20 protein-coding genes are annotated in these 26734 nt (G+C 43.4%); 14 read left to right on the top strand and 6 right to left on the bottom strand.

Annotated features, from left to right (window positions below; genetic code table 11):
* Positions 1–42: 42 nt before the first annotated feature.
* The 5 genes from argB to ACMHKH_RS11185 all read right to left on the bottom strand — a co-directional run bounded on the left by argB (position 43) and on the right by ACMHKH_RS11185 (position 7071).
* Positions 43–954 carry an acetylglutamate kinase gene (argB, locus tag ACMHKH_RS11165; RefSeq protein WP_413520717.1) on the bottom strand — a complete coding sequence of 304 codons (912 nt, stop codon included), beginning with the start codon at positions 952–954 and terminating at the stop codon, positions 43–45.
* A gap of 98 nt (positions 955–1052) precedes the next feature.
* The gene (locus tag ACMHKH_RS11170; RefSeq protein ID WP_413520718.1) at positions 1053–2855 is read right to left on the bottom strand and encodes a phosphomannomutase; all 1803 of its coding nucleotides are present in this window, start codon (positions 2853–2855) and stop codon (positions 1053–1055) included.
* Between the two features lie 84 nt (positions 2856–2939).
* On the bottom strand, positions 2940–3404 hold the full coding sequence (gene dut, locus ACMHKH_RS11175; RefSeq protein WP_413520719.1) for a dUTP diphosphatase: 465 nt from the start codon (positions 3402–3404) through the stop codon (positions 2940–2942).
* Between the two features lie 137 nt (positions 3405–3541).
* A complete protein-coding gene (gene mgtE / locus ACMHKH_RS11180) occupies positions 3542–4945 on the bottom strand; it encodes a magnesium transporter (RefSeq protein ID WP_413520720.1) in 1404 nt (467 codons plus the stop codon).
* 92 nt (positions 4946–5037) lie between these two features.
* Positions 5038–7071, bottom strand: coding sequence for a UvrD-helicase domain-containing protein (locus ACMHKH_RS11185; RefSeq protein WP_413520721.1), 2034 nt, complete (start codon positions 7069–7071; stop codon positions 5038–5040).
* A 999-nt stretch (positions 7072–8070) separates the two neighbouring features.
* On the opposite strand from ACMHKH_RS11185, the gene ndhC reads away from it, so the two are divergent.
* The 14 genes from ndhC to ACMHKH_RS11255 all read left to right on the top strand — a co-directional run bounded on the left by ndhC (position 8071) and on the right by ACMHKH_RS11255 (position 25433).
* Positions 8071–8700, top strand: a complete 630-nt coding sequence (gene ndhC / locus ACMHKH_RS11190; RefSeq protein ID WP_413520722.1) for an NADH-quinone oxidoreductase subunit A — start codon at positions 8071–8073, stop codon at positions 8698–8700.
* 140 nt (positions 8701–8840) lie between these two features.
* Complete coding sequence (locus tag ACMHKH_RS11195) at positions 8841–9509, top strand: NuoB/complex I 20 kDa subunit family protein (protein ID WP_413520723.1); 669 nt, start codon at positions 8841–8843, stop codon at positions 9507–9509.
* Positions 9510–9648: 139 nt separating this feature from the next.
* Positions 9649–11424 carry an NADH-quinone oxidoreductase subunit C/D gene (gene nuoC / locus ACMHKH_RS11200; protein ID WP_413520724.1) on the top strand — a complete coding sequence of 592 codons (1776 nt, stop codon included), beginning with the start codon at positions 9649–9651 and terminating at the stop codon, positions 11422–11424.
* A 176-nt stretch (positions 11425–11600) separates the two neighbouring features.
* Entirely contained in the window at positions 11601–12110 is a 510-nt protein-coding gene (nuoE, locus tag ACMHKH_RS11205) for an NADH-quinone oxidoreductase subunit NuoE (RefSeq protein ID WP_413520725.1), read from the top strand.
* The gene (nuoF, locus tag ACMHKH_RS11210; protein ID WP_413520726.1) at positions 12107–13531 is read left to right on the top strand and encodes an NADH-quinone oxidoreductase subunit NuoF; all 1425 of its coding nucleotides are present in this window, start codon (positions 12107–12109) and stop codon (positions 13529–13531) included. The genes nuoE and nuoF overlap by 4 nt, the downstream gene beginning before the upstream one ends.
* 10 nt (positions 13532–13541) lie before the next feature.
* A complete protein-coding gene (gene nuoG / locus ACMHKH_RS11215) occupies positions 13542–16637 on the top strand; it encodes an NADH-quinone oxidoreductase subunit NuoG (RefSeq protein ID WP_413520727.1) in 3096 nt (1031 codons plus the stop codon).
* 49 nt (positions 16638–16686) lie between these two features.
* Positions 16687–17682 carry an NADH-quinone oxidoreductase subunit NuoH gene (gene nuoH, locus ACMHKH_RS11220; RefSeq protein ID WP_413520735.1) on the top strand — a complete coding sequence of 332 codons (996 nt, stop codon included), beginning with the start codon at positions 16687–16689 and terminating at the stop codon, positions 17680–17682.
* Positions 17683–17736: 54 nt separating this feature from the next.
* The gene (nuoI, locus tag ACMHKH_RS11225; RefSeq protein WP_413520728.1) at positions 17737–18285 is read left to right on the top strand and encodes an NADH-quinone oxidoreductase subunit NuoI; all 549 of its coding nucleotides are present in this window, start codon (positions 17737–17739) and stop codon (positions 18283–18285) included.
* Positions 18282–19025: an NADH-quinone oxidoreductase subunit J gene (gene nuoJ / locus ACMHKH_RS11230; protein ID WP_413520729.1), complete on the top strand. Its 744-nt coding sequence runs from the start codon at positions 18282–18284 to the stop codon at positions 19023–19025. The genes nuoI and nuoJ overlap by 4 nt, the downstream gene beginning before the upstream one ends.
* A gap of 98 nt (positions 19026–19123) precedes the next feature.
* The gene (gene nuoK, locus ACMHKH_RS11235; RefSeq protein WP_041753378.1) at positions 19124–19432 is read left to right on the top strand and encodes an NADH-quinone oxidoreductase subunit NuoK; all 309 of its coding nucleotides are present in this window, start codon (positions 19124–19126) and stop codon (positions 19430–19432) included.
* Positions 19433–19436: 4 nt separating this feature from the next.
* Positions 19437–21311, top strand: coding sequence for an NADH-quinone oxidoreductase subunit L (gene nuoL, locus ACMHKH_RS11240; RefSeq protein WP_413520730.1), 1875 nt, complete (start codon positions 19437–19439; stop codon positions 21309–21311).
* A gap of 1 nt (position 21312) precedes the next feature.
* Positions 21313–22938 (top strand): NADH-quinone oxidoreductase subunit M, encoded by a 1626-nt coding sequence (gene nuoM / locus ACMHKH_RS11245; protein ID WP_413520731.1) that lies wholly within the window; start codon positions 21313–21315, stop codon positions 22936–22938.
* A gap of 3 nt (positions 22939–22941) precedes the next feature.
* Positions 22942–24420, top strand: a complete 1479-nt coding sequence (locus ACMHKH_RS11250) for an NADH-quinone oxidoreductase subunit N (protein WP_413520732.1) — start codon at positions 22942–22944, stop codon at positions 24418–24420.
* 170 nt (positions 24421–24590) lie between these two features.
* A complete protein-coding gene (locus ACMHKH_RS11255) occupies positions 24591–25433 on the top strand; it encodes a ferredoxin--NADP reductase (protein WP_413520733.1) in 843 nt (280 codons plus the stop codon).
* Positions 25434–25593: 160 nt separating this feature from the next.
* On the opposite strand, the gene ACMHKH_RS11260 is transcribed toward ACMHKH_RS11255, so the two are convergent.
* Entirely contained in the window at positions 25594–26421 is an 828-nt protein-coding gene (locus ACMHKH_RS11260) for a hypothetical protein (RefSeq protein WP_413520734.1), read from the bottom strand.
* Between the last annotated feature and the right edge of the window lie 313 nt (positions 26422–26734).

Raw genomic sequence — 26734 nt, forward strand, 5'->3', positions numbered from 1 at the left:
GCTAAGTTCGGGCTTTTTGATGCCAGTTATTATGATAGCTTGCTAGCTTAATGACGAGTCTAAGTCACGACTAATCAATGTACCGACACCTTCGTTGGTAAAAATCTCTAGTAGTGTCGCATGCGGTACACGACCATCGACGATAACGGCACTTTTTACGCCGCTACGAACGGCATCAAGTGCACACTGAATCTTGGGAATCATACCGCCTGAAATCGTGCCATCCTCAATTAAACTGTCCACGGTCTTAGGGGTCAAACCAGTGACCACTTCACCATCACGCCCCAATACCCCTTTAATATTAGTCAAAAGCATGAGCTTTTCTGCCTGCAAAAATTCCGCTACTTTACCGGCGACCAAATCGGCATTGATATTATAAGTATTGCCTTCGCTATCGACGCCAAGAGGCGCAATGACGGGGATAAAGTTTGAGGCAATGAGCATATTAATCACATCTTTATTAACGCTAACCACATCACCGACAAAGCCCAAATCTACTGGTACCGCAATACCATCTTCGCCAATTTTCTCCATCATAAGTTTTTTAGCTAGGATTAAATTGGCATCTTTACCCGTCAAGCCAATGGCGCTACCGCCATGCTTGTTGATTAAGCTGACAATCGATTTGTTGACGCTACCTCCAAGCACCATCTCAACGATATCCATCGTGCTTTTATCAGTGACGCGCATGCCATCGATACGGTCTGACTGACGCCCAAGCTCTTTTAACAAATTATCTACTTGTGGACCACCGCCATGTACAACGACAGGATGCATACCGACCGTTTTTAGCAAGACAATATCACGAGCAAACGAGCTTTCAAGTGCAGGATCGGTCATCGCATTGCCGCCGTATTTGACCACGATGATTTTATCGACAAAGCGTTGAATATAGGGCAGTGCTGTGGTTAATACTTCAGCAGTGATTTTGGCTTCATCTAAATTTAAGGTCATTATTAGCTCCTAAAATACGGTGTTAAGCGGTCGGTTGTTTCAATAAGTTTTATGGGTAATAAATAGCACGTGTGATAAAAAGCAGTTTTGATAACTCGCTACTGAGGAGATATTGCCATAATTTGCGCGGCTAGATTCTCATCAAAGGGGCGACATAAAGCGGCGAATTTTGCTTGAATGTCTTTTAAGTCTTCTATGCTGTCGCCAGCAAAACGTGCGGTTAAATTGTGACTGGTATTGGATTGCCGCAGTACTCCAAACCCATGCGCAAAATCTAACCGTACGCCATCAATACAGCTGAGCTTAGTGCCGATAGGCAATAAATCTTCTGCTTGCTCTAAGGTGATAGAGTGTCTTTTAGCAGAACACGTGCAATGCGCTGGCCTACCGTCGATGATAGGTTGATAGTCAGGGTGAGTAGAGGAAATCGATGTTGCTTTTATCAGTTGTTGTAAATACAGACAAAGTTGGGTTAGCTGCTCTAAGATTGAGCAGTCATTTATAACTGTCTCTGGAAGCGGTAAATAATGATCAGCCGTACTAACAATGATTGGCAAGCCATCAATAATCTCGGCTAGGTTTGCACTAGGATTAAAATTACTCATAGACTGTACCAGCCAATGTAGCAGTCTTAGTGCGGCGTACATGGCATCATCATAAAGAATAAAACGGTGGTCATTAAAAATAAAATGACCCGACAACTCGCCAGCAAATATGATTTGGTTATTAGATTGTTGTAAACGTCGACGTATTAAGCTGCTACCTGTTCTGCTCATCACGGCTGTTGCGCCAAGCTCCGTAATTAATTTTGGCAAATGATGACCGCATTTAATATCAAATAATACCTGAGTGGTTGATGGCGATGATGTTAAAAGTTTAGGGCTGTCATTGACAGCGACCTTTGCCAATAGATACAGCAGTTGGTCGGGAGTGACCACTTTACCGTTATTATTGACAATCATCAGCCTATCACCATCGCCATCGAAGGCGATACCTATGTCTGCATGATGCTCAATAACGCTTTGTTGCAACTGTTTAAGACGGCATGGTTCAGTAGGGTCAGGGTTACCAGAAGGGAAGTTCCCATCTGGGTTATCGTTGAGCATGATGACGCGTTGGCAAAAATGTGTAAATAAGGACTGAGCAATATGACTGGTGGCGCCGTGCATGCAATCGATAACGACTATTAAATCAAGTTTATTAGAAGGCGATTGTTGATCTGCGGTACTACCATGCGGAATATTATTAATAGATGTTTCAGGACTATTTGGATAAAGGGCTTTAAATACCTGCACAATAGCATTGATATAAGCGCTTGCTACTTGCTTAGGTGACAAATAAGCTTTTTCTACAATAAGACAGTTTTTAGCTGTTTTTAAAGATTTATCATCTTTATGGAGAGCCATTTTTTGCAGTTCATGCTGATACAAGCCACTTTCTGCAAGTAGACTATTATCTAACGAGCGTTGAGTTAATTGATGATGAATCACTTGTTGGTAAAGCACCTGAATGTCTTCTACGCTAGGAGATTGATGATTGACTAACCATTTAACACCTAAAATATCTTTGGCAGAATGACTGGCAGTCACGACAATACCGTGACCCTGATATTGCTCTGCCCAAAATACCATCATAGGCGTGGTAATCAGACCTAGCTGGACAACTTGTAAGCCACATTTATTCAGTATGCTAGCAAGCTTTTGAGCAATAACATCGCTATCATGACGTACATCATAGCCAATCACGATAATACTTTTATCATTATCAATATTTTTTTGCAATTGATAAAGATGTGCAAAAGCGTACCCTAATGCTTCAATAAAGTCATCGGTGAAATGCTGGCGCGAACCACGAATATCATACGCACGAAATAAGGAGTGCTGCGCCGCAAAAAATGGCATTACTGACTCTCCTTATTATCGTGATTAATTGAATAAAAAATAGTTTAAGGTATGTATGTAGTTGATAACTGGTTTAGACCGCTACTATTGACGACCTGAATGACCAAAACCGCCAGCACCGCGTGCACTGGTATCACTAAATTCTGTCACAACTTCAAATTCAGGGCGTGCAACAGGTACGATGACATACTGTGCCATACGCTCTGCCGGATTTAATACAAAGTCTTCATTGCTACGATTCCAAATACTAACCATCAGCTCACCTTGGTAATCGGCATCAATCAAGCCGACTAGATTACCCAAAACAATACCATGCTTATGACCAAGGCCTGAGCGCGGTAAAATCATGCCAGCATAGTTAGGGTCTTGAATATAAACTGCCAAACCAGTCCCAATCAAATGCGTGGCACCTGCTTTAATCGTTAAAGGCTCATCAATACAAGCACGCAGATCAATACCAGCACTGCCATCAGTCGCACGTGTTGGCAGAGAAAATGCAGCATCTTCGGTAATTTTAGGGTTTAAGACTTTAACTTGTACAGCTTGCATAACACACTCACTTAACGATTTAATAGTTTTATAAATAGAATGAATCAAATTTTCAAAAATAGTTAACAGCAACTATTATCATAAATAGCTGATGATTTTTAACTTTTAATAGGCGTTCTACCTAGGACAGAAACGGCTTATAGAATCAGTAAACTCGCTAAGCCCAAAAACGACATAAAGCCGACAATGTCCGTCACCGTGGTTAGGATAACAGAGGCAGATAATGCCGGATCGATATTCATACGCTTTAGCATCAGCGGAATACTAATGCCTGAGACATTGGCAGCGGTCATATTAATCGCAATCGCCAAACCAATCACTGCACTAATTTTAAGGTTATGAAACCACAATTGGGCAATAAACGCCATGATTATCGCCCATATGATACCGTTTATCGCGCCAACCCACAGCTCTTTATTGAGTAACCATACGCGGTTAGAGCCACCAATTTGTCCCATTGCCATACCGCGAATGACAATGGTAAGCGTTTGTGAGCCCGCAATACCGCCCATACTGGCAACCACAGGCATAAGAATCGCCAACGCCACTACTTTTGCTAGTACCGCCTCAAACTGTCCAATCACCGCAGCAGCTAATAGCGCAGTACATAAATTGATACCAAGCCAAATGCTACGGCTTTTGGCACTGGTTAAAATAGGTGCAAATAACTCTTCATCTTGGCTGACACCGGCAAGGTTTTTCATCGTGCTATCGACATCATCTTGGATAATCTCCATGATGTCTTCACCATTTAATTGACCAACTAGCTCGCCGTGACTATTAATCACTGGGGCAAAGCGAATATCTTCTGAGCGGAAAATAGCCGCGGCATCTTGAATGTCCAAGCGATCATTGACAGTGATGGCGCTATGGATTAAGTCAGCGACTAAGCTGCTTTGGTTATGTTTGATCAAATCAGCCAGACTTAATAAGCCAAGTAGTTGCTGGCTTCTATCAACGACCAATAGCTCTTGGCTTTCATCATCGATCAGGTCTATATCTTCGCGCAGCCAGTTTTGTACCTCAGCCAACGTCATATCTTCTCGCACCTGAATCAGCTCAGGATTCATATAGCTGCCGACTTCCCAATCTTTATAGGTATCAAGCTTATTAACCTGAACTCGAATATCTTCGTCCAAGGTTGCCATGACTAAGGTACGAACGCTTTCAGTAACGGTATCTAAAATCTCAGAGATATCTTGCGCATCAAGGTCTTGAGTAAACAGCGATATCTCTTTTGAAGAGATATTTTCTAGCAGCGGCTGACGGGTATCAAACTCCATCTCAGCTAGCACTTCACCTTTGATATTCTCTGGTACTTGCGCCCAAATTAGCAACCGGTTTTGGGTCGGAAAAGATTCTAATAAGTTAGCAATCTCATACTCTGACTGCTTTTCTAAAAACTCAGTAATCGCTTCAAACGCCTTATCAGCCACCAATTCTTGTAAATACAGCAGCTTATACTCAGCGTTAGATTCAGCCGGATTATAATCTCCCTGTCGTGTCGATGGTCGTTCAGAATTGGGCGTGGGGACGGGCATAAATGTTCCAAGTTTTACAAAAATATTCAATAGTAATGGCTAAGTTATAGTCTTAGCTTTCAATTCATTAGCTATTTTTTTAACAGGTTAAATTATCGGTTACCCAATAACGCCCGAATATTAGCCAAATATTCATCAGCGACGGCTTCAGGATCTTTGCTAGCTTTTTTCTTCTTCGCTTTGGCTGGCCAGTCGATATGGTCTTCTGGTAGCTCATCTAAAAACCGTGATTCAGAAGTGACGCGCATTTGACCGCCAGAACGGCGTTGGGTCGCTAAGGTCAATGTTAGCTCACGACGGGCACGAGTAATACCTACGTACATTAGTCGCCGCTCTTCGTCTACGGTCTCGCTTAGGATAGAGTTGCGGTGCGGCAGCATTTCTTCCTCAAGTCCCATGATATAAACAAAATCAAATTCCAAACCTTTTGCCGCATGCAAGGTCATTAAATTGACTTTATTGGTATTCTCTTCTTCTTGCTGTTGCTCAAGCATGTCTAGGAGCACAAGCTTACGAATGATAGTATCAATTGTCCGATCTTCGTCCTCTTCGGCGCGATTAATCAGCGATTGGATACTGGTATAGAGCATGTCGATATTATCAATACGGTTTTTTTCTTGCTGCGGGGTTTTAGAGTCGCTACGTACAAAGTCAATATAACCGGTCTCATCAATCATTTGACGGACGATTGGCACAGGGTCAGGATGTTGATCTAGCTCACGGGTATAGTGCTCAATAAAGTCACCAAATTCTTTTAAAATGCCATACGCTTTTGATGGTAAAACGTGGGTCAGTCCACCATGCGTACAAGAGGCTAGTAGCGAGATACTATGCTCTTGTGAAAATAAGCCAAGTTTTTCGAGCGTTGCTGGTCCCATACCGCGCTTAGGTGTATTAATCACCCGTAAAAAAGCACTATCGTCTTCTGGGTTCAAAATCAGGCGTAAATAACTCATGACGTCTTTAATTTCGCTACGGGCAAAGAAGGACTGACCGCCGGATAATTTATAAGGTATTTGCAATTGACGAAGTTGCGCCTCTAGCATACGCGCCTGAAAGTTACTGCGATAAAGCACCGCATATTGCTCCCACTCATTACCAAAGCGCAATTTATGTGTGACGATTTCTTTGGCGACGCGCTCAGACTCATCGTCGTCATTACGGCAGTTGATAATGCGAATTTTTTCGCCTTGGCCTTTATCTGACCAGAGTTTCTTTTCAAATAAATGCTCGTTATTGGTAATAACAGCGTTAGCAGAAGTCAGAATGCGACTGGTCGAACGGTAGTTTTGCTCAAGCATGACGATTTTAAGTTTAGGGAAATCTTCTTTAAGTAGACCCATGTTTTCAGGTTTAGCGCCGCGCCATGCATAGATAGATTGGTCATCATCACCAACGACGGTAAAGCGTCCTTGTTGTCCGACTAAGTATTTAATCATCTCGTACTGCGCAGTATTGGTATCTTGATATTCATCGACTAATAAGTAGCGAATACGGTTTTGCCATTTATCACGCAGGTCTCTATTTTCACGTAATATTTTGGTCGGTAGTACAATCAAATCATCAAAATCGACTGCATTATAAGCACGCAGATTACGCTCATATAAAGCATAGAGCGTCGCAAAAATCATATCTTCTGGATCGTCCAGAGTTTCCATTGCCTTATCAGGCTCAACCAAATCGTTTTTCCAATCAGAAATCATTTTTATCGCTTTACCAACAAGCTCACGACTCTCAGCGCCACTTAAATTATCACGCATCATCAGCTCCATCAGTAGGCGCTTACTATCGTCGCTGTCCATGATGGAGAAATTGCCCTTGAGCGGTGTATGAATCAGCTCGTAACGTAAAAACTGGAGCCCAAACTGGTGAAAGGTCGATACCGTTAGCCCGCGCATTTTTTCACTCGGTAGTAATTTACTAACACGCGCCTTCATCTCACGCGCCGCTTTATTGGTAAAAGTCACCGCCGTGATGCGCTCAGCTGGCATGTTGCATTCTTCAATCAGATAAGCAATCTTACGCGTAATCACTGAGGTCTTACCGGAACCAGCACCTGCTAATACTAGCAGCGGACCGGATACGTAGAGCATGGCTTCTTGTTGTTTGGGATTAAGTTGACTCATAACGTGACCTGTAAGACAAAAGCAAAAAGAGTGTAGCAGTAAATCGCAAAATTTCCATAATACCTATTACTAAAATTGACAACACATTCATTAAATATGGACGACATATCAGCATTTTTAATAGCCAAGTACATAGAATGCTTTTCATGTTTTATAGCAATCTATAAGGAAAATTGGGTGAGCTATTATAAAGCAAAAGCAAGCCGTTTGGGCACGAGTTAGCAGAGAGTAATCAATGAAAATATCAGGTATATATAAGGTACGTCTTAAAAAGCGTCTAAGAGAAACATTTTGTTTCAATGCAAAGCAGTAAAAATTTAGCCAAAATAGCTTGATGATTTATAAGTATGAGCAATAGCTGAAATATGATTACTAGCATTTGAACATATTGTTGAAAACAAGCATAGTCTTTTGATAACTATAGGCTTTAGCTATGTTTTTCTTCTTAATGCGTTCTAATAATGACAAATTACACTATTAAAAAAGTAGAATATAGCGCACTATAATAAAGAGTCTATAGCATAGTTCAGAGTTAAAAAAACCACTTTTTTTTGCAGAGAAAATGACCGTTCAATGCAGTTAAAAACTAGCTTTTGGTTGCCAATATGCGTATAGTACGTAAATAATTTATGCCAGTTGTCACGTCATTGTTGACTACGTGTAATGAGCTATTAAATCAATTAAATAAACTATCGAATATGATATTGATTTAATACGTTGATCTTACGTTGTTAGAAGATGCGTTAGGCGACCAGCCTTAAGACGCCGAATGGCGCATTCTACAGTTGGTCATGTCTGACATCGTCGTCAATAAGCTTGATAATTGGTTGTTACCAGCACAGAACCTAACAGGTGACTCAACGACATACTTAAATACAGTGACGCAATGACAGTCGCTTTGTATTTTTGTCTGCGTTATAGCTGTCGCTAGATGACTTTAATATAGGTCAGTACTTGCGCGGCGTGTAACACTCGATTGGGTGAGGAGCACGTATTATCATGTCCGCTTTTAATTGGTCAGCCATTGCTTTTATTTTAGCCGCCATTGGGCTAGTGTTATTTATGCTGTTCGTACCGCGTTTACTTGGCGGTCGCTCTCAAGGCACACAAAAAGAAGAGATATTTGAAGCGGGTGTTGTCGGAGCTGGCAACGCCCGTATTCGTTTGTCTGCTAAATTCTACTTGGTGGCAATCTTCTTTGTCATCTTCGATTTAGAAGCCCTTTACTTATACGCTTATGCCGTTTCTGTGAGAGAAGCTGGCTGGCTAGGTTTTGCTGCTGCTGCGATATTTATCACCATCTTAATTATTGGTTTGGTCTATGAGCTAAGTCTGGGTGCGATGAATTGGGCACCTGCTGATAAGCTGCGCAAAAAACCGCGCTTATATGCGGCGCCTGTAGGCTTTAATTTAGCTGATATCACCCAGTTTGATGGTGTTGATGAATTGATGGTTGACCCAACGGGCAAGATACCTGCGCAGTCCTCCGGACAGATTAATGTCTCAAACAATATTGAGACCAATCGCCGTCATTTACAAAATCTCGATCATAATATTAATACCACAGGCAATGTCACTTCTGTAGATTTTGCAGCGTCTGCGCAGCCTGATAACGTTAAGCGCTCATGAATAACGTTGTTCGTTATTAAGTAACATTGCGCGATAATAAATAGTATGGCACGTGAATAAAAAATTATTTAATTATAAAGTTAAAGCAGTAGTGAGAACAAATCAGTGTCACACTTCGCTTAACATAAAGGTTGTATGTTATGAAATACACATTAACTAAAGCCAATCCTGATGCAGATACTTATCCTGCACAGACTCGCCAAACGGTTAACGATCCTATCGAAGATGAAGTCAATAAAAACGTCTTTATGGGTCGCCTAGAAGACCTTGTGCATTCAACAGCAAACTGGGGGCGTAAGCACTCACTTTGGCCATTTAACTTTGGTACCTCTTGCTGTTATGTTGAATACGCCACTACGCTAACCGCCGTTCATGATTTATCACGCTTTGGTGCAGAAGTTATTCGTGCATCACCGCGTCAGGCGGATGTGATGATCGTCGCTGGTACTTGCTTTGTCAAAATGGCACCAGTTATTCAACGCCTTTATGAGCAAATGCTTGAGCCAAAATGGGTCATTTCGATGGGCGCTTGTGCCAACTCGGGCGGCATGTATGACATCTATTCAGTCGTACAAGGCGTGGATAAAATCATTCCAGTCGATGTGTATGTGCCCGGTTGTCCACCGCGTCCAGAAGCCTTGATTCAAGGCTTGATGCTGTTACAAGAATCTATTACTAAAGAGCGTCGTCCGTTAGGTATTCATGTCAATGAGCAAGGTATCTACCAGCCGCAAATGATGCCTGAGCGTGACCGTAAGCAAGCGGATCGTATTGCTGTTAAAAACTTGCGTAGCCCAGATAGTATTTAGCTTATTACATCAGTGTTTGCTAGCTAGCTTTAGTATTTTAGCTCAGTTGTTCATAATTCTTAGAAGTGCGCGTACGCTTATCATAGCTCGGTTATGTTTAATATAGCTCAGTTATGATTAATGAAGGAAGACATCATTCATGGTCACGGTAGTTGAAAACATAGATCCTAAGATCAAGCCTGTCCCAGCAGTTATCAAAGAGCTGGAAGAAAAATACGCCGGTAAGTTTGTCGTACAGCACACAGTGGATGAAATTCCAACGGTGTGGGTTGCGCGTGCCGATGTATTAGACGTTCTATTATTCTTACGTAAGTTGCCAAAACCTTATGTCATGCTGTTTGACTTATCAGCGATAGATGAGCGTCTACGCCAGCATCGTCAAGGTTTGCCTGACAGTGACTTCACCGTATTTTATCATTTGATGTCGCTTGAGCGTAATAGCGATGTACGTATCAAGGTTGCGCTCAGTGAAGATGATTTAAACGTCCCAAGCGCGACCCAGATTTGGCCAAATGCCAACTGGTATGAGCGTGAAGTCTGGGATATGTTTGGTATTGTCTTTACAGGACATCCGCATTTAACCCGTATCTTATTGCCTAAATACTGGGAAGGTCATCCACTGCGTAAAGAATATCATGCGCGTGCGACTGAATTTACTCCTTACTTTCTAAATAATGCCAAACAGCAATACGAGCAAGAAAACTTGCGTTTCGTTCCAGAAGAGTGGGGCATGAAGCGCTCAGGTCGTGATGAAGACTTTATGTTCTTGAACATTGGTCCTAACCATCCATCTGCTCACGGTGCATTCCGTTTGGTATTACAGCTTGATGGTGAAGAAGTCGTCGACTGTATCCCAGATATTGGCTATCACCATCGCGGCGCCGAAAAGATGGCTGAGCGTCAAACGTGGCACTCATTTATCCCATATACTGACCGTATTGATTATCTCGGCGGTGTAATGAATGAACTACCGTATATCATGTCGGTCGAAAAGCTTGCTGGGATTACCATTCCACCACGTGCTGAGACCATTCGCGTGATGATGAGTGAGTTTTTTCGTATCACCAATAACTTACTGTTCGTCGGTACTTTTATTCAGGATGCTGGCGGTATGACGCCAGTATTCTATATGTTTACCGATCGCCAAAAAGCTTATGACGTCATCGAAGCCGTAACTGGTTATCGTATGCACCCCGCTTGGTTCCGTATCGGTGGTACCGCACATGATTTACCACGTGGCTGGCAGCGTTTGGTTCGTGAGTTCCTAGATTGGATGCCAAAACGCTTGGACGAGTATGTCAAAGCGGCATTGCAAAATAGTGTCCTTAAAGGACGTACTCAAGGCGTTGCTCAGTATAATACTAAGCAAGCACTTGCTTGGGGTGTCACTGGTGCAGGTTTACGTGCCACAGGTTTAGATTTTGATTTACGTAAAGCGCGTCCATATATGGGCTATGAGAACTACGATTTCGAAGTGCCTGTCGGCTATAACGGTGATGCTTATGATCGCTGTATGGTGAAAGTAGAAGAGATGCGCCAGTCGCTACGTATTATCCGTCAGTGTATGGATAATATGCCGCAAGGTCCTTATAAGGCTGATCATCCTCTTGCTGTGCCGCCACCAAAAGACCGTACCTTAAATGATATTGAGACTTTGATTAATCACTTTCTCTCGGTTTCTTGGGGTCCTGTCATGCCAGCGGGCGAATGTACGACGATTGTTGAAGCAACCAAAGGTCTAAACAGTTATTACATTACCTCAGACAAAGCAACAATGAGCTATCGTACCCGTATACGTACGCCGACATTTGCGCATTTACAGCAAATGCCGTCGGTCATTAATGGCTCATTGGTATCAGATGCCATTATGTATCTGGCTTCGATTGACATTGTGATGGCGGATTGTGACCGTTAGATTCTTTATGACGGTGGTTGCATTTAATATAACTAAATTCAATGCAACCACCGTTATAGACGTTAAAAGTAAGACAAGTTTATTCATATATTATTGCCAAACTGGCACACCAAAACGCTGTCAATGCGCTATAAGCGCAGCCTAAACAGTGGGCTGAGTGAGGAAAGAAAAAGATTATGAAAATTGTTTCCGATAAAATGCCAAAAGTAGATGTGGCAAGTATCTTAACCGCTGAAGAAATTGCGGCTATTCACGAACATATGCACCATTATCCGCATCCACGAGCAGCGTCACTTGATGCCTTGAAAATCGTGCAAAAGCGCAACGGCTGGGTCGATGATGCGCAGGTTAATGCCATTGCTAATATACTCAATGTACCAATGACCGATATGGATGGGGTAGCAACCTTCTTTAACCGTATTTATCGTCAACCGGTTGGTCGCCATGTCATTCTTATTTGTGATTCGGTGGCTTGTTATTTGACAGGTTACGAAGCATTGGCGGCTGAATTAAAAGCACAGCTGGGAATCGACTATGGTCAAACAACGGCTGATGGTCGTTTTACGCTACTGCCGATTTGCTGTTTGGGTAACTGTGATAAAGGTCCTGCAGTATTGATTGATGAACACACTTATGGTCCTGTGCAGCCCACCGATGTTGCTCAATTGCTGGAGGCATACGCATGAGTTTAAGCATTTCAGAGCAGATTGCTCGTCGTAATGAAGGTAAAGCACCAAGTCAGCTGAACGAGCAGCGTATTCCTATCTATGGTGATAAAGCCACAGCCACTAGTGAAACCAAACCTTTAACATGGCGCCTAGCGCATCATGATGCCGTACTTGATTTGGCTACTTATGAATCCTTGCGCGGTTTTGAAGCACTAAAAATAGCATTGAACCAATCGCCGGAAGCCACACTAGCTACTATCAAAGAAGCGGTGGTAAAAGGTCGCGGCGGTGCAGGTTTTCCAGCAGGTATTAAGTGGTCGCTGATGGCACCACCCGATGGTGGTCCACGCTACCTAGTCTGTAATGCCGATGAGATGGAGCCGGGTACATTTAAAGACCGTCTACTCATGGAGCGTCTGCCGCTTCAACTTATCGAAGGTATGCTTATTTCTGCCTACGCGATTGGGGCAACCGCTGGCTATATCTTTATCCGCGGTGAATATATTTTAGCAGCAGAGCGTTTAAGCGCTGCTCTTGAAGAGTTACGTGCCAATAACTTGGTCGGCGACAATATTTTAGGCACAGATTTTAGTTTTGATTTGCATGTGCATACGGGCGCTGGTCGTTATATTTGCGGTGAAGAAACGGCATTGATTAACTGTCTAGAAGGTCGCCGTGCTAACCCGCGTACCAAACCACCGTTTCCACAGGTGGCAGGTGCATGGGGTCGTCCAACCGTCGTGAATAACGTTGAAACCTTACATAACGTTTCAGCGATTATTTTGCATGGTAGTAAGTGGTATCAAGACTTGCCAAAAGCAAAAGGTGTGGTTGAAACACCCGGTACTAAACTATTTGGTTGTTCAGGCCTGGTTAATGATCCAGGGTTATGGGAGCTACCATTCGGCTATACCGCACGTGAAATTATTGAAGATTTCGCCGGTGGTATGCAGGAAGGTCGCACTCTTAAAGCTTGGCTTCCGGGAGGCGCGTCAACTGATTTTTTAACCGCTGATCATTTAGATACCGTGGTTGATTTTGACACCATTCAAAAAGCCGGTAGCCGTATGGGTACGGGTTTATTAATGGTGGTCGACGAAGAGCAAGATATGGTGCCATTGGTACGCAACCTTGAGATTTTCTTCCAACGTGAGTCCTGTGGCTTCTGTACCCCTTGCCGTGATGGTTTACCGTGGGGCGTTAAATTGCTGACCGCTATCAATGATGGTGAAGGGCAAATTGGCGATGTCGAAAAGTTAGAAGGTTTAACCCGAGATTTATGGATTGGTAAAACTTTCTGTGCCCATGCACCTGGTGCCATGGAACCACTGATGAGTGCGATTAAATATTTTCGCCCTGAGTTTGATCAAAAAATTGCGCAGGCGGTCGGTGAAGATGTCATTGATGCAGTAGCCAGTCAACAGCTAGACGTGAAATAAGGAGAGCGGCATGGCAGTCATACATATTGATGGAACCACTGTCGAAGTAGATAGCGCGGATAACTTGCTACAAGCATGCTTATCACTCGGCATTGATGTGCCGTATTTTTGTTATCACCCCGCCCTTGGCTCCGTAGGCTCTTGCCGTCAGTGCGCGGTTAAGCAGTATATGACCAAAGAAGATATGGAAGCAGGTCGCGGTCGTCTTGTGATGTCCTGTATGGTTGCCCCAGGCGACGATATGTACATCTCGGTTACCGATGACGAAGCCAAGGCGTTCCGCAAGTCCATGGTTGAGCTACTGATGACCAACCATCCACATGACTGTCCAACTTGTGAAGAGGGTGGACATTGTCATTTGCAGGATATGACTTATATGTCAGGTCATAGCCGTCGTCGCTACCGTTTCACTAAGCGTACTCATCATAATCAAGAGCTTGGTCCGTTTATTGCTCATGAAATGAACCGTTGTATCGCCTGTTATCGCTGCGTGCGTTTTTATAAGGACTATGCAGGCGGCGAGGATTTAGGCGTATATGGCTCTAATAATCGCGTCTATTTCGGTCGTGATAAAGACGGTCAGTTTGAAAGCGAATTCTCAGGTAACTTAACTGAAGTTTGTCCAACGGGTGTATTCACTGACAAAACCCATTCGGATCATTATAACCGTAAATGGGATATGCAGTATGCGCCTAGTATTTGTCATGGCTGCTCAGCGGGCTGTAATATTTCAGCTGGCGAGCGCTATGGTGAATTGCGCCGTATTGAAAACCGTTATAACGGTGAAGTAAACCGTTACTTCCTATGTGACCGTGGTCGTTTTGGTTATGGCTATGTCAATCGTGAAGACCGCCCAACCCAAGCGCTTGAGCGTATCAATGATAAGCATGTCAAAATCAATATCGACTATGCCCTTGATGAAACCATCAAGCGTATCAAAGACAAAAAAGTCATCGGTATTGGCTCACCACGTGCCAGCCTTGAGACCAACTTTGCGCTAAAAAGTATGGTTGGCTTTGAGAATTTCTCAACCGGTCTCAATCATCAGCAGCAAGCTTTGGTTAATAAGTGTACTGAAGTATTAAGCACTGACGGTATTTATAATCCTGGCATGACTGATATTGAAAGCCATGATGCGGTACTAATTTTGGGTGAAGATATCACTCAAACCTCTTCGCGTGTGGCGCTCTCTATTCGTCAAGCAGCGAAAAATGAAGCGCTTAAAATGGCAGCAGCCACCAACACCCAATCGTGGTTAGCTGAGCCGGTCAAGCGTATCGGTCAAGGTGTCCAAAGCCCTGTTTACATAATCGATGTCACTCAAACCAAACTTGAAGATATCAGTAAGGTCAGCGTCGTCGCGACCCCGGAAGATATCACTAAGCTTGGCTTTAAAGTCGCTGATGAGATTGCTAATTTTGCTGATGATTTAGCAGAAATAGTCGATCCAAGCGTAAATGAAGAAAATGTTGATACCAGTATTAGTGCTGACCCTATGCAAGCGTTAGCAAAGCAAATTGCTTATGATTTAATTAAAGCGGATAAACCTTTGGTTGTCTCTGGTAGTAGCTTATCATCTACGGCTTTGATAGAAGCTGCGGCGCAAATCACCCAAGCATTAAGTCAAAAGCGTACGGTGATTAAAGCGACTGAGCAGTATCGAGTTGAAATGCATAACGCCAAGGTTGAAGCTGCCGAAGTACAAGCAGCAACGGCACAGCAAACAGAAGATAAAGAGCTGTCTGCGAAGCCTAACAAGCCTGAAACGGGCGTAAATACAGAAGCGCAAGACAATGTAGAGCGTGAGCCTGCCACTAAGCTTGAGCTAACAGCAGTCAATAGTCACTATCATGCACAAGCGGGTATTTATTTAGCAGTGACAGATGCCAATAGTATCGGTGTTTGCTTACTTGGTGGTCATTCAGTCGAGGAGTTGCTAGCGACAGATTTTGATGTGGTTATTGTTGCTGAAAATCAGCTAACCGATGCTATTGATGCCAATAAATTAACGCAGCTGTTAGCAGATAAAACCGTTATTGCTTTAGATCATCAATTACTTGATTGGCATAAAGATGTCGATATCGTATTGCCAGCGGCAAGCTTTGCTGAAGCAGATGGAACGCTTGTTTCTGCCGAAGGTCGTGCACAGCGCTTCTTCCAAGTTTATGATAACGAATATTACCATCCGCTAAGCAGTATCAAAGAAGGTTGGCGCTGGTTGCATGCTGTGCATAGCAGCTTAGAAGGTCGTGATGTCGATTGGACACAGCTTGATGATGTGATTAACGCTTTGATAGCGACGCATCCTAAGCTTGCTGGTATTAAAGAGGCGGCACCTGATGCTGACTACCGCATGAACGGTTTAAAAATTGCCCGTCAGCCGCGTCGTTACTCAGGTCGTACTGCTATGCGTGCGCCAGTTTCTGTACATGAGCCGATGCAGCCAAAAGATTTGGATACCGGTCTGACCTTTTCAATGGAAGGTTATAGTGGTAAACAAACGCCAAGTGCGATGATTCCTTTTGCCCAATCTGCTGGTTGGAACTCACCACAAGCCTGGAATAAATACCAAGATAAAGTTGGTGGACATCTAATTAATGGTGATCCAGGTGTACGCTTATTTGATCAGTTAGAGCGCTTGCCGACACGTCAATATGTTGCTCCAGAAGCGACATCTGCAACGACGACTGATATGCAGCAAGGACAAGCCAAGCTAGTACCTATCTATAATATCTATGCCAGCTCAATGATGGCATCGCGTAGTCCAGTGGTTGCTGAGCAATTACCTATTGCTGCATGGCGCGTAGGAATTGACGATGCAAAAGAGTGGGGTATTGTAGCTGGTGATTATTTAGCGATTGAAATTGATAAACAGCAAATTACACTGCCAGTTGAGCTTGTTGGCTATTTAGCCGAAGGTTGTATTGGTTATCCTGTCGGTCAGGTGAGTATTATTCATCCATCAATGCCGGCATCGGTACGCAAAGTAGATGCCCCTATTACGATGATGGGTAGCATGGCTAAAGATACCTTGTTGAATAATGCTGAAAATAACAATAACCTCGCCGTGCCTGTAAGTACAGCACCGACCATACAGGAGGTGTAATATGCAAGTGACTCGTATTATCCCTGATGTGCCAAGCTTTTTGGCTAGTATGATGACCTTTGATACTTGGTCGATACTTTTTCTGGTCGTACAATCTCTGGTTATCTTTTTAGTGGTGGTTATTGTCGCTGCTATGATGATTATCTATGAGCGCCGGATGCTAGCACTATGGCAAGACCGTTATGGTCCAAACCGTGTCGGTCCATTTGGTTCGCTGCAATTGGTTGCTGACATGCTCAAAATCTTCTTCAAAGAAGATTGGACGCCAAACTTTACCGATAAGTTTATGTTTACCTTGGCACCAGCGGTAGCGATGTTTACCGCATTGGCGTCATTTGCCATTATTCCTATCTCGCCAACGCTTGGCGTTGCAGATTGGGATATTGGTATTTTATTCTTCTTTGCCATGGCAGGTATCGCAGTTTATGCTGTGATGTTCGGTGGTTGGGCTTCTGCCAATAAGTTCTCACTACTCGGTGGCTTGCGTTCAGCAGCGCAAACCATCAGTTATGAAGTTTTCTTAGGTTTGTCATTAATGGGCGTTGTTGCTTTAACCGGCTCATTTAACCTACGTGAAATCGTTGAATCGCAAATTGACGGCTGGTATATCATTCCGCAGTTCTTTGGCTTTTTAACCTTTGTCATTGCTGGTGTCGCGGTAACCCATAGACATCCATTTGATCAGCCAGAAGCTGAGCAAGAGCTTGCTGAAGGGTATCATGTTGAATATTCTGGCATGAAGTTCGGTATGTTCTTTATCGGCGAATACGTCAACGTTGTACTGATTTCTGCGTTGATGACCTGCTTGTTCTTTGGTGGTTGGCTTGCGCCTTTTAATTTAGATATTCCGTTTATTCCGCCAGCTTTTTGGTTCATGATTAAGACGCTATTCTTTATGACCATGTTTGTTTTGGCTCGAGGCTCACTCATGCGTCCGCGCTATGATCAGGTGATGAACTTTGGCTGGAAAGTCTGTCTGCCCGTAACCTTGATTAATCTGTTGGTTACCGCGGCAGTGATTTTGATTTTTTCCCCAACGTTATAATCGTTACTAGCCATCACTGATGAACTAGAGTAAAGCTGATAAGGATAATAATCCATGTTTACTACTATAAAAAAGACGGTCATTGGTATTTTTACCATTGTCCGCAGTATGTGGATGGTCAATAGTCACGCCATCAGACCGCGCGATACCATTCTTTATCCTGAAGTGCCGGTACCTGTACCGCCGCGCTTTCGTGGACGTATTATATTGTCGCGTGACCCTGACGGCGATGAGCGCTGCGTTGCTTGTAACTTGTGCGCTGTGGCCTGTCCGGTTGGCTGTATCTCACTGCAAAAAGCAGAACGTGAAGATGGGCGCTGGTATCCAGAGTTTTTTCGTATTAACTTTTCACGTTGTATCTTTTGTGGATTGTGTGAAGAAGCTTGCCCAACCACAGCGATTCAGATGACGCCTGATTTTGAGATGGGCGAATACGTCCGTCAAGACTTGGTCTATGAAAAAGAGCATTTGCTGATTTCAGGACCAGGTAAATACCCTGATTATAACTATTATCGCGTGTCAGGTATGGCGGTAGCAGATAAACCAAAAGGCGCGGCGCAAAATGAATCTGCACCGATTGACCTAAGGAGCTTGCTACCATGATGAATATTTTAAACCATCCTGAATTGGCAGGGTTTTATTCGCTTGCAGCCGTGGCAATATTTGCCAGCTTGCGCGTGGTAACCCAAGCCAACCCAGTCCATGCTATTTTATCAATGATTGTGTCGTTATTGGCAATTGCTGGCATATTTTTTATACTGGGCGCACCATTTGCTGGGGCACTAGAAATTGTCGTTTATGCTGGTGCCATTATGGTGCTGTTCGTCTTCGTTATTATGATGCTAAATTTAGGTATGCGTAATGATGAGCGGGAAGAGCGCTGGCTTGATGCTGGTACTTGGGCAGTTCCGACCGGATTAACGATTATTATCGCGGTTGTGCTGTATGCGATGATTGGTCTTAATCATAATGAAGCTGCTGTGATTGGCGGGTCGACTATTTCAGCCAAAGCGGTAGGTACGGTATTATTTACCAAATATATTATGCTGATAGAAGTAGCAGCATTACTACTATTGGCAGCTCTAGTTGCAGCTTATCATTTGGGTAAAGAATCTATTGATGATGAAATTATCGGTAATGATAGCCTAGCACGTAACCCTAATGTCATCAGTATCGAACAATATGATGATAACGGCATGCAAATAGATACTGATGCGGTAGCAATGGCTAAACCATACGAATATAAAGATGTCGACCCACATGACTATGTTGGTATGAAAGTCGGCATGAAAGCAGGTACGCAGGTAGGTGTGAATAAAGTCACGCGCAAGGAGTCAGACTGATGGTACTAGCAGCAAGCGTGGCACAAGATATTGCCAATGTGCCGTTTGCCCATGAAGTAGCAGGCTTAGTGCAGCCAGTTGCTGAGGCGCAAAATGTACTGGGTCTGATACCCATGAGCCATGGACTGATATTGGCAGGTATCTTATTTGCCATTGGTCTATGCGGTGTCATGGTACGGCGTAATTTCTTATTTATGCTCATGAGCCTTGAGATTATGATGAATGCGGCGGCACTGGCATTTGTGGTCGCCGGTAGCCGCTGGGTCGATCCAGATGGACAGATTATGTTTATCTTTATCTTGACCTTAGCAGCAGCAGAAGCCGCCATTGGTTTAGCAATATTATTGCGTTTTTATCATCAGCGTGGACATCTCGATGTCGACAGCGCCAATGAGATGAAAGGATGATGTCATGAGTTTATTACCATTAACCTTTATATTCCCGCTCGTTGGCTTTTTGATTTTAGCCTTTATGCGCGACAAGTTAAGCGAGCAGGTAGCAGCGATTGTTGGTGTAGGTAGCATGCTGCTATCAGCGCTCTGTACACTGGTGGTTAGCTATACCTTTTTAACGACGAATCCAGCCGGAACTGTCGTAGAGATTCCACTGTGGACCTGGTTCCAAGTCGGTGACTTTGCGCCGAATTTTGGCTTAAGCTTTGATGGCTTAGCATTGACGATGACAGGTGTGATTACTGGCATTGGCTTTTTGATTCATCTGTTTGCCGCATGGTATATGAAAGGCGATACGGGCTTTGCGCGCTTCTTTAGCTATATGAACTTGTTTGTCGCCAGTATGTTATTGCTGGTCTTGGCAGATAACTTGTTCTTGCTATATCTTGGCTGGGAAGGCGTTGGTATTTGTTCTTACTTGCTGATTGGTTTTTATTATCATGACCGTGCTAATGGTCGTGCGGCGATGAAAGCCTTTACGGTGACCCGTGTTGGTGATGTGTTCTTAGCTTTTGGTTTGTTTTTATTATTCCGTGAATTTGGTACGCTTAATATTCAAGAGATTATTACTCGTGCCCCGGAAGTATTTGATATTAATAATCCAACGATGATTTTAACCACCATGATGTTGGTTGGTGGGGCGATGGGTAAATCAGCGCAGTTACCATTACACACGTGGCTTGCAGATGCGATGGCAGGTCCAACGCCAGTATCAGCATTGATTCACGCGGCAACCATGGTTACCGCTGGTGTTTATCTGATTGCGCGTGTACATCCATTGTTTATTCTAACACCGGGCGTATTATTGTACTGGGTTGGGGCAGTGGGTGCATTGACACTCGTCGTCGCCGGATTTTGTGCATTAGCACAAACGGATATCAAACGTATCCTTGCTTATTCGACTATGAGCCAAATTGGCTATATGTTCTTGGCATTAGGCGTTGGGGCATGGCAGGGCGCTATCTTCCACTTGATGACCCATGCTTTCTTTAAAGCATTGTTGTTCTTATCATCAGGTGCGGTCATTCTTTCGGTACATCATGAACAAAACATCTTTAAGATGGGTGGCTTACGTAAAAAGATTCCATTAGTTTTTTGGTGCTATATCGTCGGTGGCGGTGCACTCGCAGCGATACCTTGGATTACCGTTGGTTTTTACTCTAAAGAAGCGATTCTTTGGGAGAGTTATGCAACCGGTCATATGGTCTTATTCTATATGGGTGTATTCGGTGCATTCTTAACCGCACTTTATACTTTCCGTATGATTTGGATTATCTTCTTTGGTGAAGAGAAAACGCACGCCCATAAATTATCGGGTGTGTCATATTGGCTGCCGCTTAGCGTGTTGCTCGTATTATCAACTGCCGTGGGTGCATTTATTACCCCGCCATTGCAAGGCGTATTGCCAGAGAGCGTTGGGCACTTATTAGAAGTGGCTGGTCAAGCGCATGGTAAGCATACGGCTGAGTTTATCGCGATGGGTGCGATGGCAGCAGGCTTGATATTGGCGGCGCTACTATATGTCGTTAATAAAGGTCGACTGCTGACCAGCTTTAAGCGCACCAGTATCGGTGGCGCGTTATATCATTGGTGCTATCACGGTATGGGCTTTGATGCGCTATACGATATAGTTTTTGTAAAACCCTTTTTGTTCATCGGCCGCTTATTTAAAGCCGATCCTGTTGATAAAACGTGGCTGTTATTACCTAAGCTAGCATCAGCAGGTAATAAGGTATTGTCTGCGACGCAAACAGGGTCACTTCGAGGTTATGCTGCAAGCTTTGGCTTAGGTATGGCTGTGCTGTTGGTGCTGGTAATGATGACGGTGGTATAAGATGATAGAGTTACAACAAACGTGGATGCTACCAGCATTAATCGCCATTCCTTTTATTGCAGGATTGCTATGCTGGCTGGTTGAACGCTTTAATAAACGTCTACCGCGCTGGATTGCTTTAATCGGTATGACGTTGACCTTTGTGTTGTCAATGGTACTGTGGCAATACGGTGATTTTTCCGGTATGAGTCAGCAAATTATTGCGCCAGACGCAAATGTGCCTTGGGTCGCTGAATTTAGTGTGCCTTGGATACCGAGCTTTGGTATCAGCTTTCATTTGGCGCTAGATGGTTTATCGCTCATGATGGTCGCTTTAACGGGGCTGCTCGGTGTTGCCGCCGTTGCTTGTTCGTGGAATGAGATTCAACGCCGTGTTGGTTTCTTCCATCTAAACTTGCTGTGGAGCTTGGGCGGCGTTATTGGTGTTTTCTTAGCCATTGATATGTTCTTATTCTTCTTCTTCTGGGAGATGATGCTGGTTCCTATCTATTTCTTGATCGCGATTTGGGGTCATGACGTTGTTGGTAAAACTAAGGAATATGCAGCAACTAAATTCTTTATCTATACCCAAGCCTCTGGGCTAATCATGCTCGTTGGTATTTTGATATTGGTTATAATTAGCTACGCTCAAAAAGGCGTGGTCAGCTTTAACTATAATGATTTACTCGGTACGTCACTTGGCGGCTGGGAATATCCGATCATGCTGTGCTTCTTTATTGGCTTTGCGGTTAAGTTGCCAATTATTCCGTTTCATGGCTGGTTGCCAGATGCGCATGCGCAGGCTCCAACCGCCGGTTCGGTGGATTTGGCAGGGGTTTTGATTAAGACGGCTGCTTATGGTTTGATCCGTTTTGTCTTACCATTATTTCCAGCTGCGTCACAAGATTTTGCACCTATCGCCATGACTTTGGGTACGATTGGTATCTTCTATGGCGCATGGCTTGCCTTTATGCAAACCGATATGAAGCGTCTGCTTGCTTATACCAGTATCTCGCATATGGGCTTTGTGGTATTGGCAATTTATGCTGGAACGTTGCTAAGTCTGCAAGGTTTGATGATTCAGATGCTGGCGCATGGCTTAAGCTCAGCAGCACTGTTTATTATGGCAGGGCAGTTGTATGAGCGTTTACATACGCGTGATTTGACCTTGATGGGTGGTATGTGGGGTCAGTTCCGTTATTACGCGCCAATATTGATGTTCTTCTGTGCCGCTTTATTAGGGATTCCGGGTACAGGTAACTTCATTGGCGAGTTTATGATACTACTGGGTGCTTTTGCTGAGTATCCTGTGTTTGTGGTCTTCGCAACCTTTAGCTTAGTCTTAGCAGGTTTGTATTCACTTATCTTGATTCATAAAGCGCTATTTGGTGCCAATAATATTAAAGAAGTGGCATTACGTGAGACCAAATCTCATGGTCTACCAGAGCGTCCATTAAAGGATTTGGGCAAGCGTGAGCTATCGTTGCTATTGATGCTTGCTGCTGGCTTGGTCTGGCTCGGACTGTATCCACAGCCGTTCCTTGATACCTCAAGTCATGCGATGCAATGGATTAATAATGCCTATATATACAGTCAAGTAACCCAAGTAGATGCCTCGCAGCTGCTTGATGCAATGGAGGCACGTTAAGTCATGAATGATTTTACGATGAATGATTTGATGGGGCTATTGCCTTATGCACCAATCATTGCGGTAGTGATTACGGTATTGGTGGCGATGATTGCCATCACTATGAAGCGCTCACATATGGTGACTGGTACGATTTCGGTCATCGGTCTGAATATCGGTCTGTTTATTTTGCTTGGGCAAATGGCAGGCATAGTCGATAGTGGCACGCTGGTACCAGCGGCTGAGCAGTTATTCGTTATTGATAACTTCGCTCAGTTTAATATGGTGATTATCTTTATCTGTGCATTGGCATGTTGTACATTGTCTTACGCTTATTTAGCCAATTTAAAAGACCATAAAGAAGAGCTGTATTTGCTCATGTTGCTCTCAACGGTTGGTGCGCTGCTCATGGTTTGCGCCCAGCATTTGGCATCATTTTTTATGAGCCTTGAGATGCTATCGATTCCGCTATACGGCATGCTGGCATATACTTATATGCGCAAACGCTCGCTTGAGTCGGGGCTGAAATATTTGGTCTTGTCAGCGACGGCATCGGCAACGCTGCTAATGGGTATGGCATTTATTTATGCAGAGGTTGGCTCACTAGCATTTAAGCCTATTAGCTTAACCTTGACACAGACTTTTGAATCGCCGCTGTTAATCTTAGGTGCGGCGATGATGATGTTTGGTATCGCCTTTAAACTCTCTGCCGCGCCATTTCATATCTGGACACCTGATGTTTATGAGGGTGCACCTGCTCCTATCGCAACTTATCTGGCGTCAGTCACTAAAGTGGCGATGATGGCATTGGCAGTACGTTTCTTAATCGATACCTCGCTATTAGCGTTGCCATCGGTACAGATGCTACTGATGGTTATGGCAACCTTGTCTATTTTGGTGGGTAACTTACTTGCAGTACGCCAAACCAGCCTCAAACGCTTACTTGGTTATTCATCCATTGCCCATATGGGTTATGTGCTAATCGTAATTGTAAGTATTGGCTCTGCTGCTGATAGTATCTCTAGCATGTATATGGCGATTTATGCCTTTACTTCTATCGGTGCCTTTGGTGTCGTGACCTTGATGTCGAGCCCTTATCGCTTATCTGGTGAAGCTGATCAATTGATTCATTATCAGGGCTTGTTCTGGAGACGTCCAGTATTGACTGGTGTCATGACTATCATGATGCTGTCGCTAGCGGGTATTCCATTGACCGCAGGCTTTATTACTAAGTTATTTGCGATTCTTGCTGCGGTACAAGGAACCAATTGGTTCTTGGCGGCGATGATTATCTTGGGTAGTGCTATTGGTCTGTTCTATTACCTACGGGTTATGCTTACGCTATTTAAACGTCCAAAACAGTTTATTGAATTTGACGTCTCGAAGCAGTGGGGTCTACGTACTGGCGGTATTATGGTCATTGCAGTCACGGCCATCATTATATTCTTTGGTGTCTTACCAAACAGTATGATTGAATGGGCAAGCTTAGCTCGTATTTGGTAAGCCTAAAAAATAAAAAGCTAAGATAAGTAGCGCTATATCTATACTGCTACTTATCGCTGGTTACTGTTCGAAAAACAAGATGCGCCAGCTTTGTGATAAGCTTGGCGCATCTTTTTTTGTTTAAACTGTTATAACTATAAATACTAATAAAACATAAGTGATCCATTACTATGAGCGACAATATTCAAACCGTAACCGTGCTAAGTAAAACCACTTGGACGCCAAACCTATTTAGCTTCACTGTTAGCCGTCCTGATAACTTTAAATTTACCGCTGGGCAGTTTGTACGTCTGGGCGTTAATCCCAGTCAGTTAAGCTACTATAAGCAGCAAGCAGCAGTAAATGGCGATGCATCTAATAAAGAACTGAATGAAGCGTTAAACGAAGATATCTTTCGCGCTTATTCGATAGTTTCCTCACCCTTTGATGAGGTATTAGAGTTTTTCTCTATCGTCATTCCTGATGGCGCTTTTACCTCGCAGTTGCAACACTTAGAAGTAGGGGATGAGCTGCTGCTAAATACCACGCCATTTGGCTTTTTAACATTGGCGCGTTATCAAAAGCCATTACCAAAAGATTTGTGGTTATTGGCGACGGGCACTGGGCTAGCACCATTTTTGTCAATGCTGCAAGATTTAAAAACATGGGAAGATTACCAGCATATTGTGCTTGCATATAGCGCGCGCTCAACAGAAGAATTAGCTTACGTTGATAAGATAGAAAGTCTACAAGAAGACTTTGGTTCTTTGATTGATAATCCTGCAAAACTAATCTTTATACCCATCGTTACTCGTGAGCCTGTCGAGGGCGCATTAACAGAACGTCTGCCAAAGCTATTATTAGACGGAACGCTGCAAGCGCAGGCAGGCATTGCACTAGATGTGGATAGCACGCATGTTATGCTCTGCGGTAATCCAGAAATGGTCGAAGATACCAAAGAGACGCTCAAAACGTTGGGACTAATAATGAATCGTCGCGGCGAAGGTAATATTGCGGTAGAGAATTACTGGTAAGAAGTTTTATTCAGTATCATTTATTTGAATGCTGCTAGTAACTGTAGAAAAAGGAAAACGCTGTATCCTGTAGACGATGGTCCTCAAGATACAGCGTTTTTTTATAAGAAATGGCGGTTATAAGATAGCAAAGGTATAACAGATAAGAGCTTATGATGTTTTAAACTTGGCTCGCCACATTTGTCATATTTGCCACATTCTCTGCATCTAACGGGTTGATGGGACCTTGCATTTGTACCGGTTCATCTTTTTCACTGATGATGTCTTCATTGCTATTTGAAGATAATAAATCACGATAATTAATCTGCGCTTTTAACACCAGCTGTTCTTCTTCAAGCTTGCCATAGTTGACTTGTGCCTTGTGCAAAGTACCGATGATTTTTTTATTGTTTTTTAGCCAACGATTGATATCAATATAGATAATCTCATTTTTGGCACGGGCAATATCGATGTAAGATAGGATAAAGCCAAGCGGATCTTTTTTCAGGATGCGGTGATAAAACCAAATAAACAGCTTGATACCTTGACGCTTAAGATAGGATTCGCAGCGTAGATTTAGGATATCTGTATTGGTCAACTGACCAAAAACAAATCGCTGTACATTACGATCGAGCTGCGCATGTACCAAACGAAAATTACTCGCAACTTCGGCATAAATACCACCTGCATCGACCGTACAGTATAAGCGAAACCAGTCTTCATGTATTTCAACTCGCAGCTCTAAGATGGCTTTTACATTGTCAGTCACGTAAGTCTTTAAGGCATCATTGATGTAAGATTGCGCCAGCGGCAATGAAAGCTCATCTTCTAGCTTATCGGTGGTGCGGTTATATATCTCTTTAACCGATTGGGTGAGGCGCTCCCAGCCGTCGCTGAATGATTCATCAAAGCGATAGCCCAGATTCTCAAAAAATTCATCAAAATTGTCTGAATTATTCACGTTATCACTCATGTCATCAAAGCCATTCAAACTTATTATCCTTATCATTATAGGGTCGTTATCTAGCAGCGGATGTCAGGCTGCTGATGTCATCGTTATAAAACAGTATATAGCAAAAACGAGGCGGGCAAAATGAACGTCAATAACTCATCAGCTTACTTCTAAATTTAATATGAAATAAAAAATATACTGACTATATGCTAATAGCGCTATTTAAAATACTGCTATCAGGATAAACGATGATGATTCGTCGTTATACTCACTTAATTGTAAGGTATACTAATAGACTATAAGAAATTTGCATAGTCTGTTAGTAATGCTTACAAATTCGGATTACTGAAATTGTTGGCATTAACTATTA

Origin of the sequence: Psychrobacter glacincola, from assembly GCF_965118485.1 — a bacterium.
Taxonomy (GTDB): Bacteria; Pseudomonadota; Gammaproteobacteria; order Pseudomonadales; family Moraxellaceae; genus Psychrobacter; species Psychrobacter glacincola_D.

Bases quoted from the DNA above. Each gene is read 5' to 3' on its own strand.
- nuoL (WP_413520730.1), top strand. From the start codon at position 19,437: ATGAGTTTATTACCATTAACCTTTATATTCCCGCTCGTTGGCTTTTTG.
- argB (WP_413520717.1), bottom strand. From the start codon at position 954: ATGACCTTAAATTTAGATGAAGCCAAAATCACTGCTGAAGTATTAACC.
- nuoI (WP_413520728.1), top strand. From the start codon at position 17,737: ATGTTTACTACTATAAAAAAGACGGTCATTGGTATTTTTACCATTGTC.
- nuoH (WP_413520735.1), top strand. From the start codon at position 16,687: ATGATGACCTTTGATACTTGGTCGATACTTTTTCTGGTCGTACAATCT.
- ndhC (WP_413520722.1), top strand. From the start codon at position 8,071: ATGTCCGCTTTTAATTGGTCAGCCATTGCTTTTATTTTAGCCGCCATT.
- nuoM (WP_413520731.1), top strand. From the start codon at position 21,313: ATGATAGAGTTACAACAAACGTGGATGCTACCAGCATTAATCGCCATT.
- dut (WP_413520719.1), bottom strand. From the start codon at position 3,404: ATGCAAGCTGTACAAGTTAAAGTCTTAAACCCTAAAATTACCGAAGAT.
- ACMHKH_RS11250 (WP_413520732.1), top strand. From the start codon at position 22,942: ATGAATGATTTTACGATGAATGATTTGATGGGGCTATTGCCTTATGCA.
- nuoJ (WP_413520729.1), top strand. From the start codon at position 18,282: ATGATGAATATTTTAAACCATCCTGAATTGGCAGGGTTTTATTCGCTT.
- nuoC (WP_413520724.1), top strand. From the start codon at position 9,649: ATGGTCACGGTAGTTGAAAACATAGATCCTAAGATCAAGCCTGTCCCA.
- ACMHKH_RS11260 (WP_413520734.1), bottom strand. From the start codon at position 26,421: ATGATAAGGATAATAAGTTTGAATGGCTTTGATGACATGAGTGATAAC.
- nuoF (WP_413520726.1), top strand. From the start codon at position 12,107: ATGAGTTTAAGCATTTCAGAGCAGATTGCTCGTCGTAATGAAGGTAAA.
- nuoG (WP_413520727.1), top strand. From the start codon at position 13,542: ATGGCAGTCATACATATTGATGGAACCACTGTCGAAGTAGATAGCGCG.
- ACMHKH_RS11170 (WP_413520718.1), bottom strand. From the start codon at position 2,855: ATGCCATTTTTTGCGGCGCAGCACTCCTTATTTCGTGCGTATGATATT.
- ACMHKH_RS11255 (WP_413520733.1), top strand. From the start codon at position 24,591: ATGAGCGACAATATTCAAACCGTAACCGTGCTAAGTAAAACCACTTGG.
- mgtE (WP_413520720.1), bottom strand. From the start codon at position 4,945: ATGCCCGTCCCCACGCCCAATTCTGAACGACCATCGACACGACAGGGA.
- ACMHKH_RS11195 (WP_413520723.1), top strand. From the start codon at position 8,841: ATGAAATACACATTAACTAAAGCCAATCCTGATGCAGATACTTATCCT.
- nuoE (WP_413520725.1), top strand. From the start codon at position 11,601: ATGAAAATTGTTTCCGATAAAATGCCAAAAGTAGATGTGGCAAGTATC.
- ACMHKH_RS11185 (WP_413520721.1), bottom strand. From the start codon at position 7,071: ATGAGTCAACTTAATCCCAAACAACAAGAAGCCATGCTCTACGTATCC.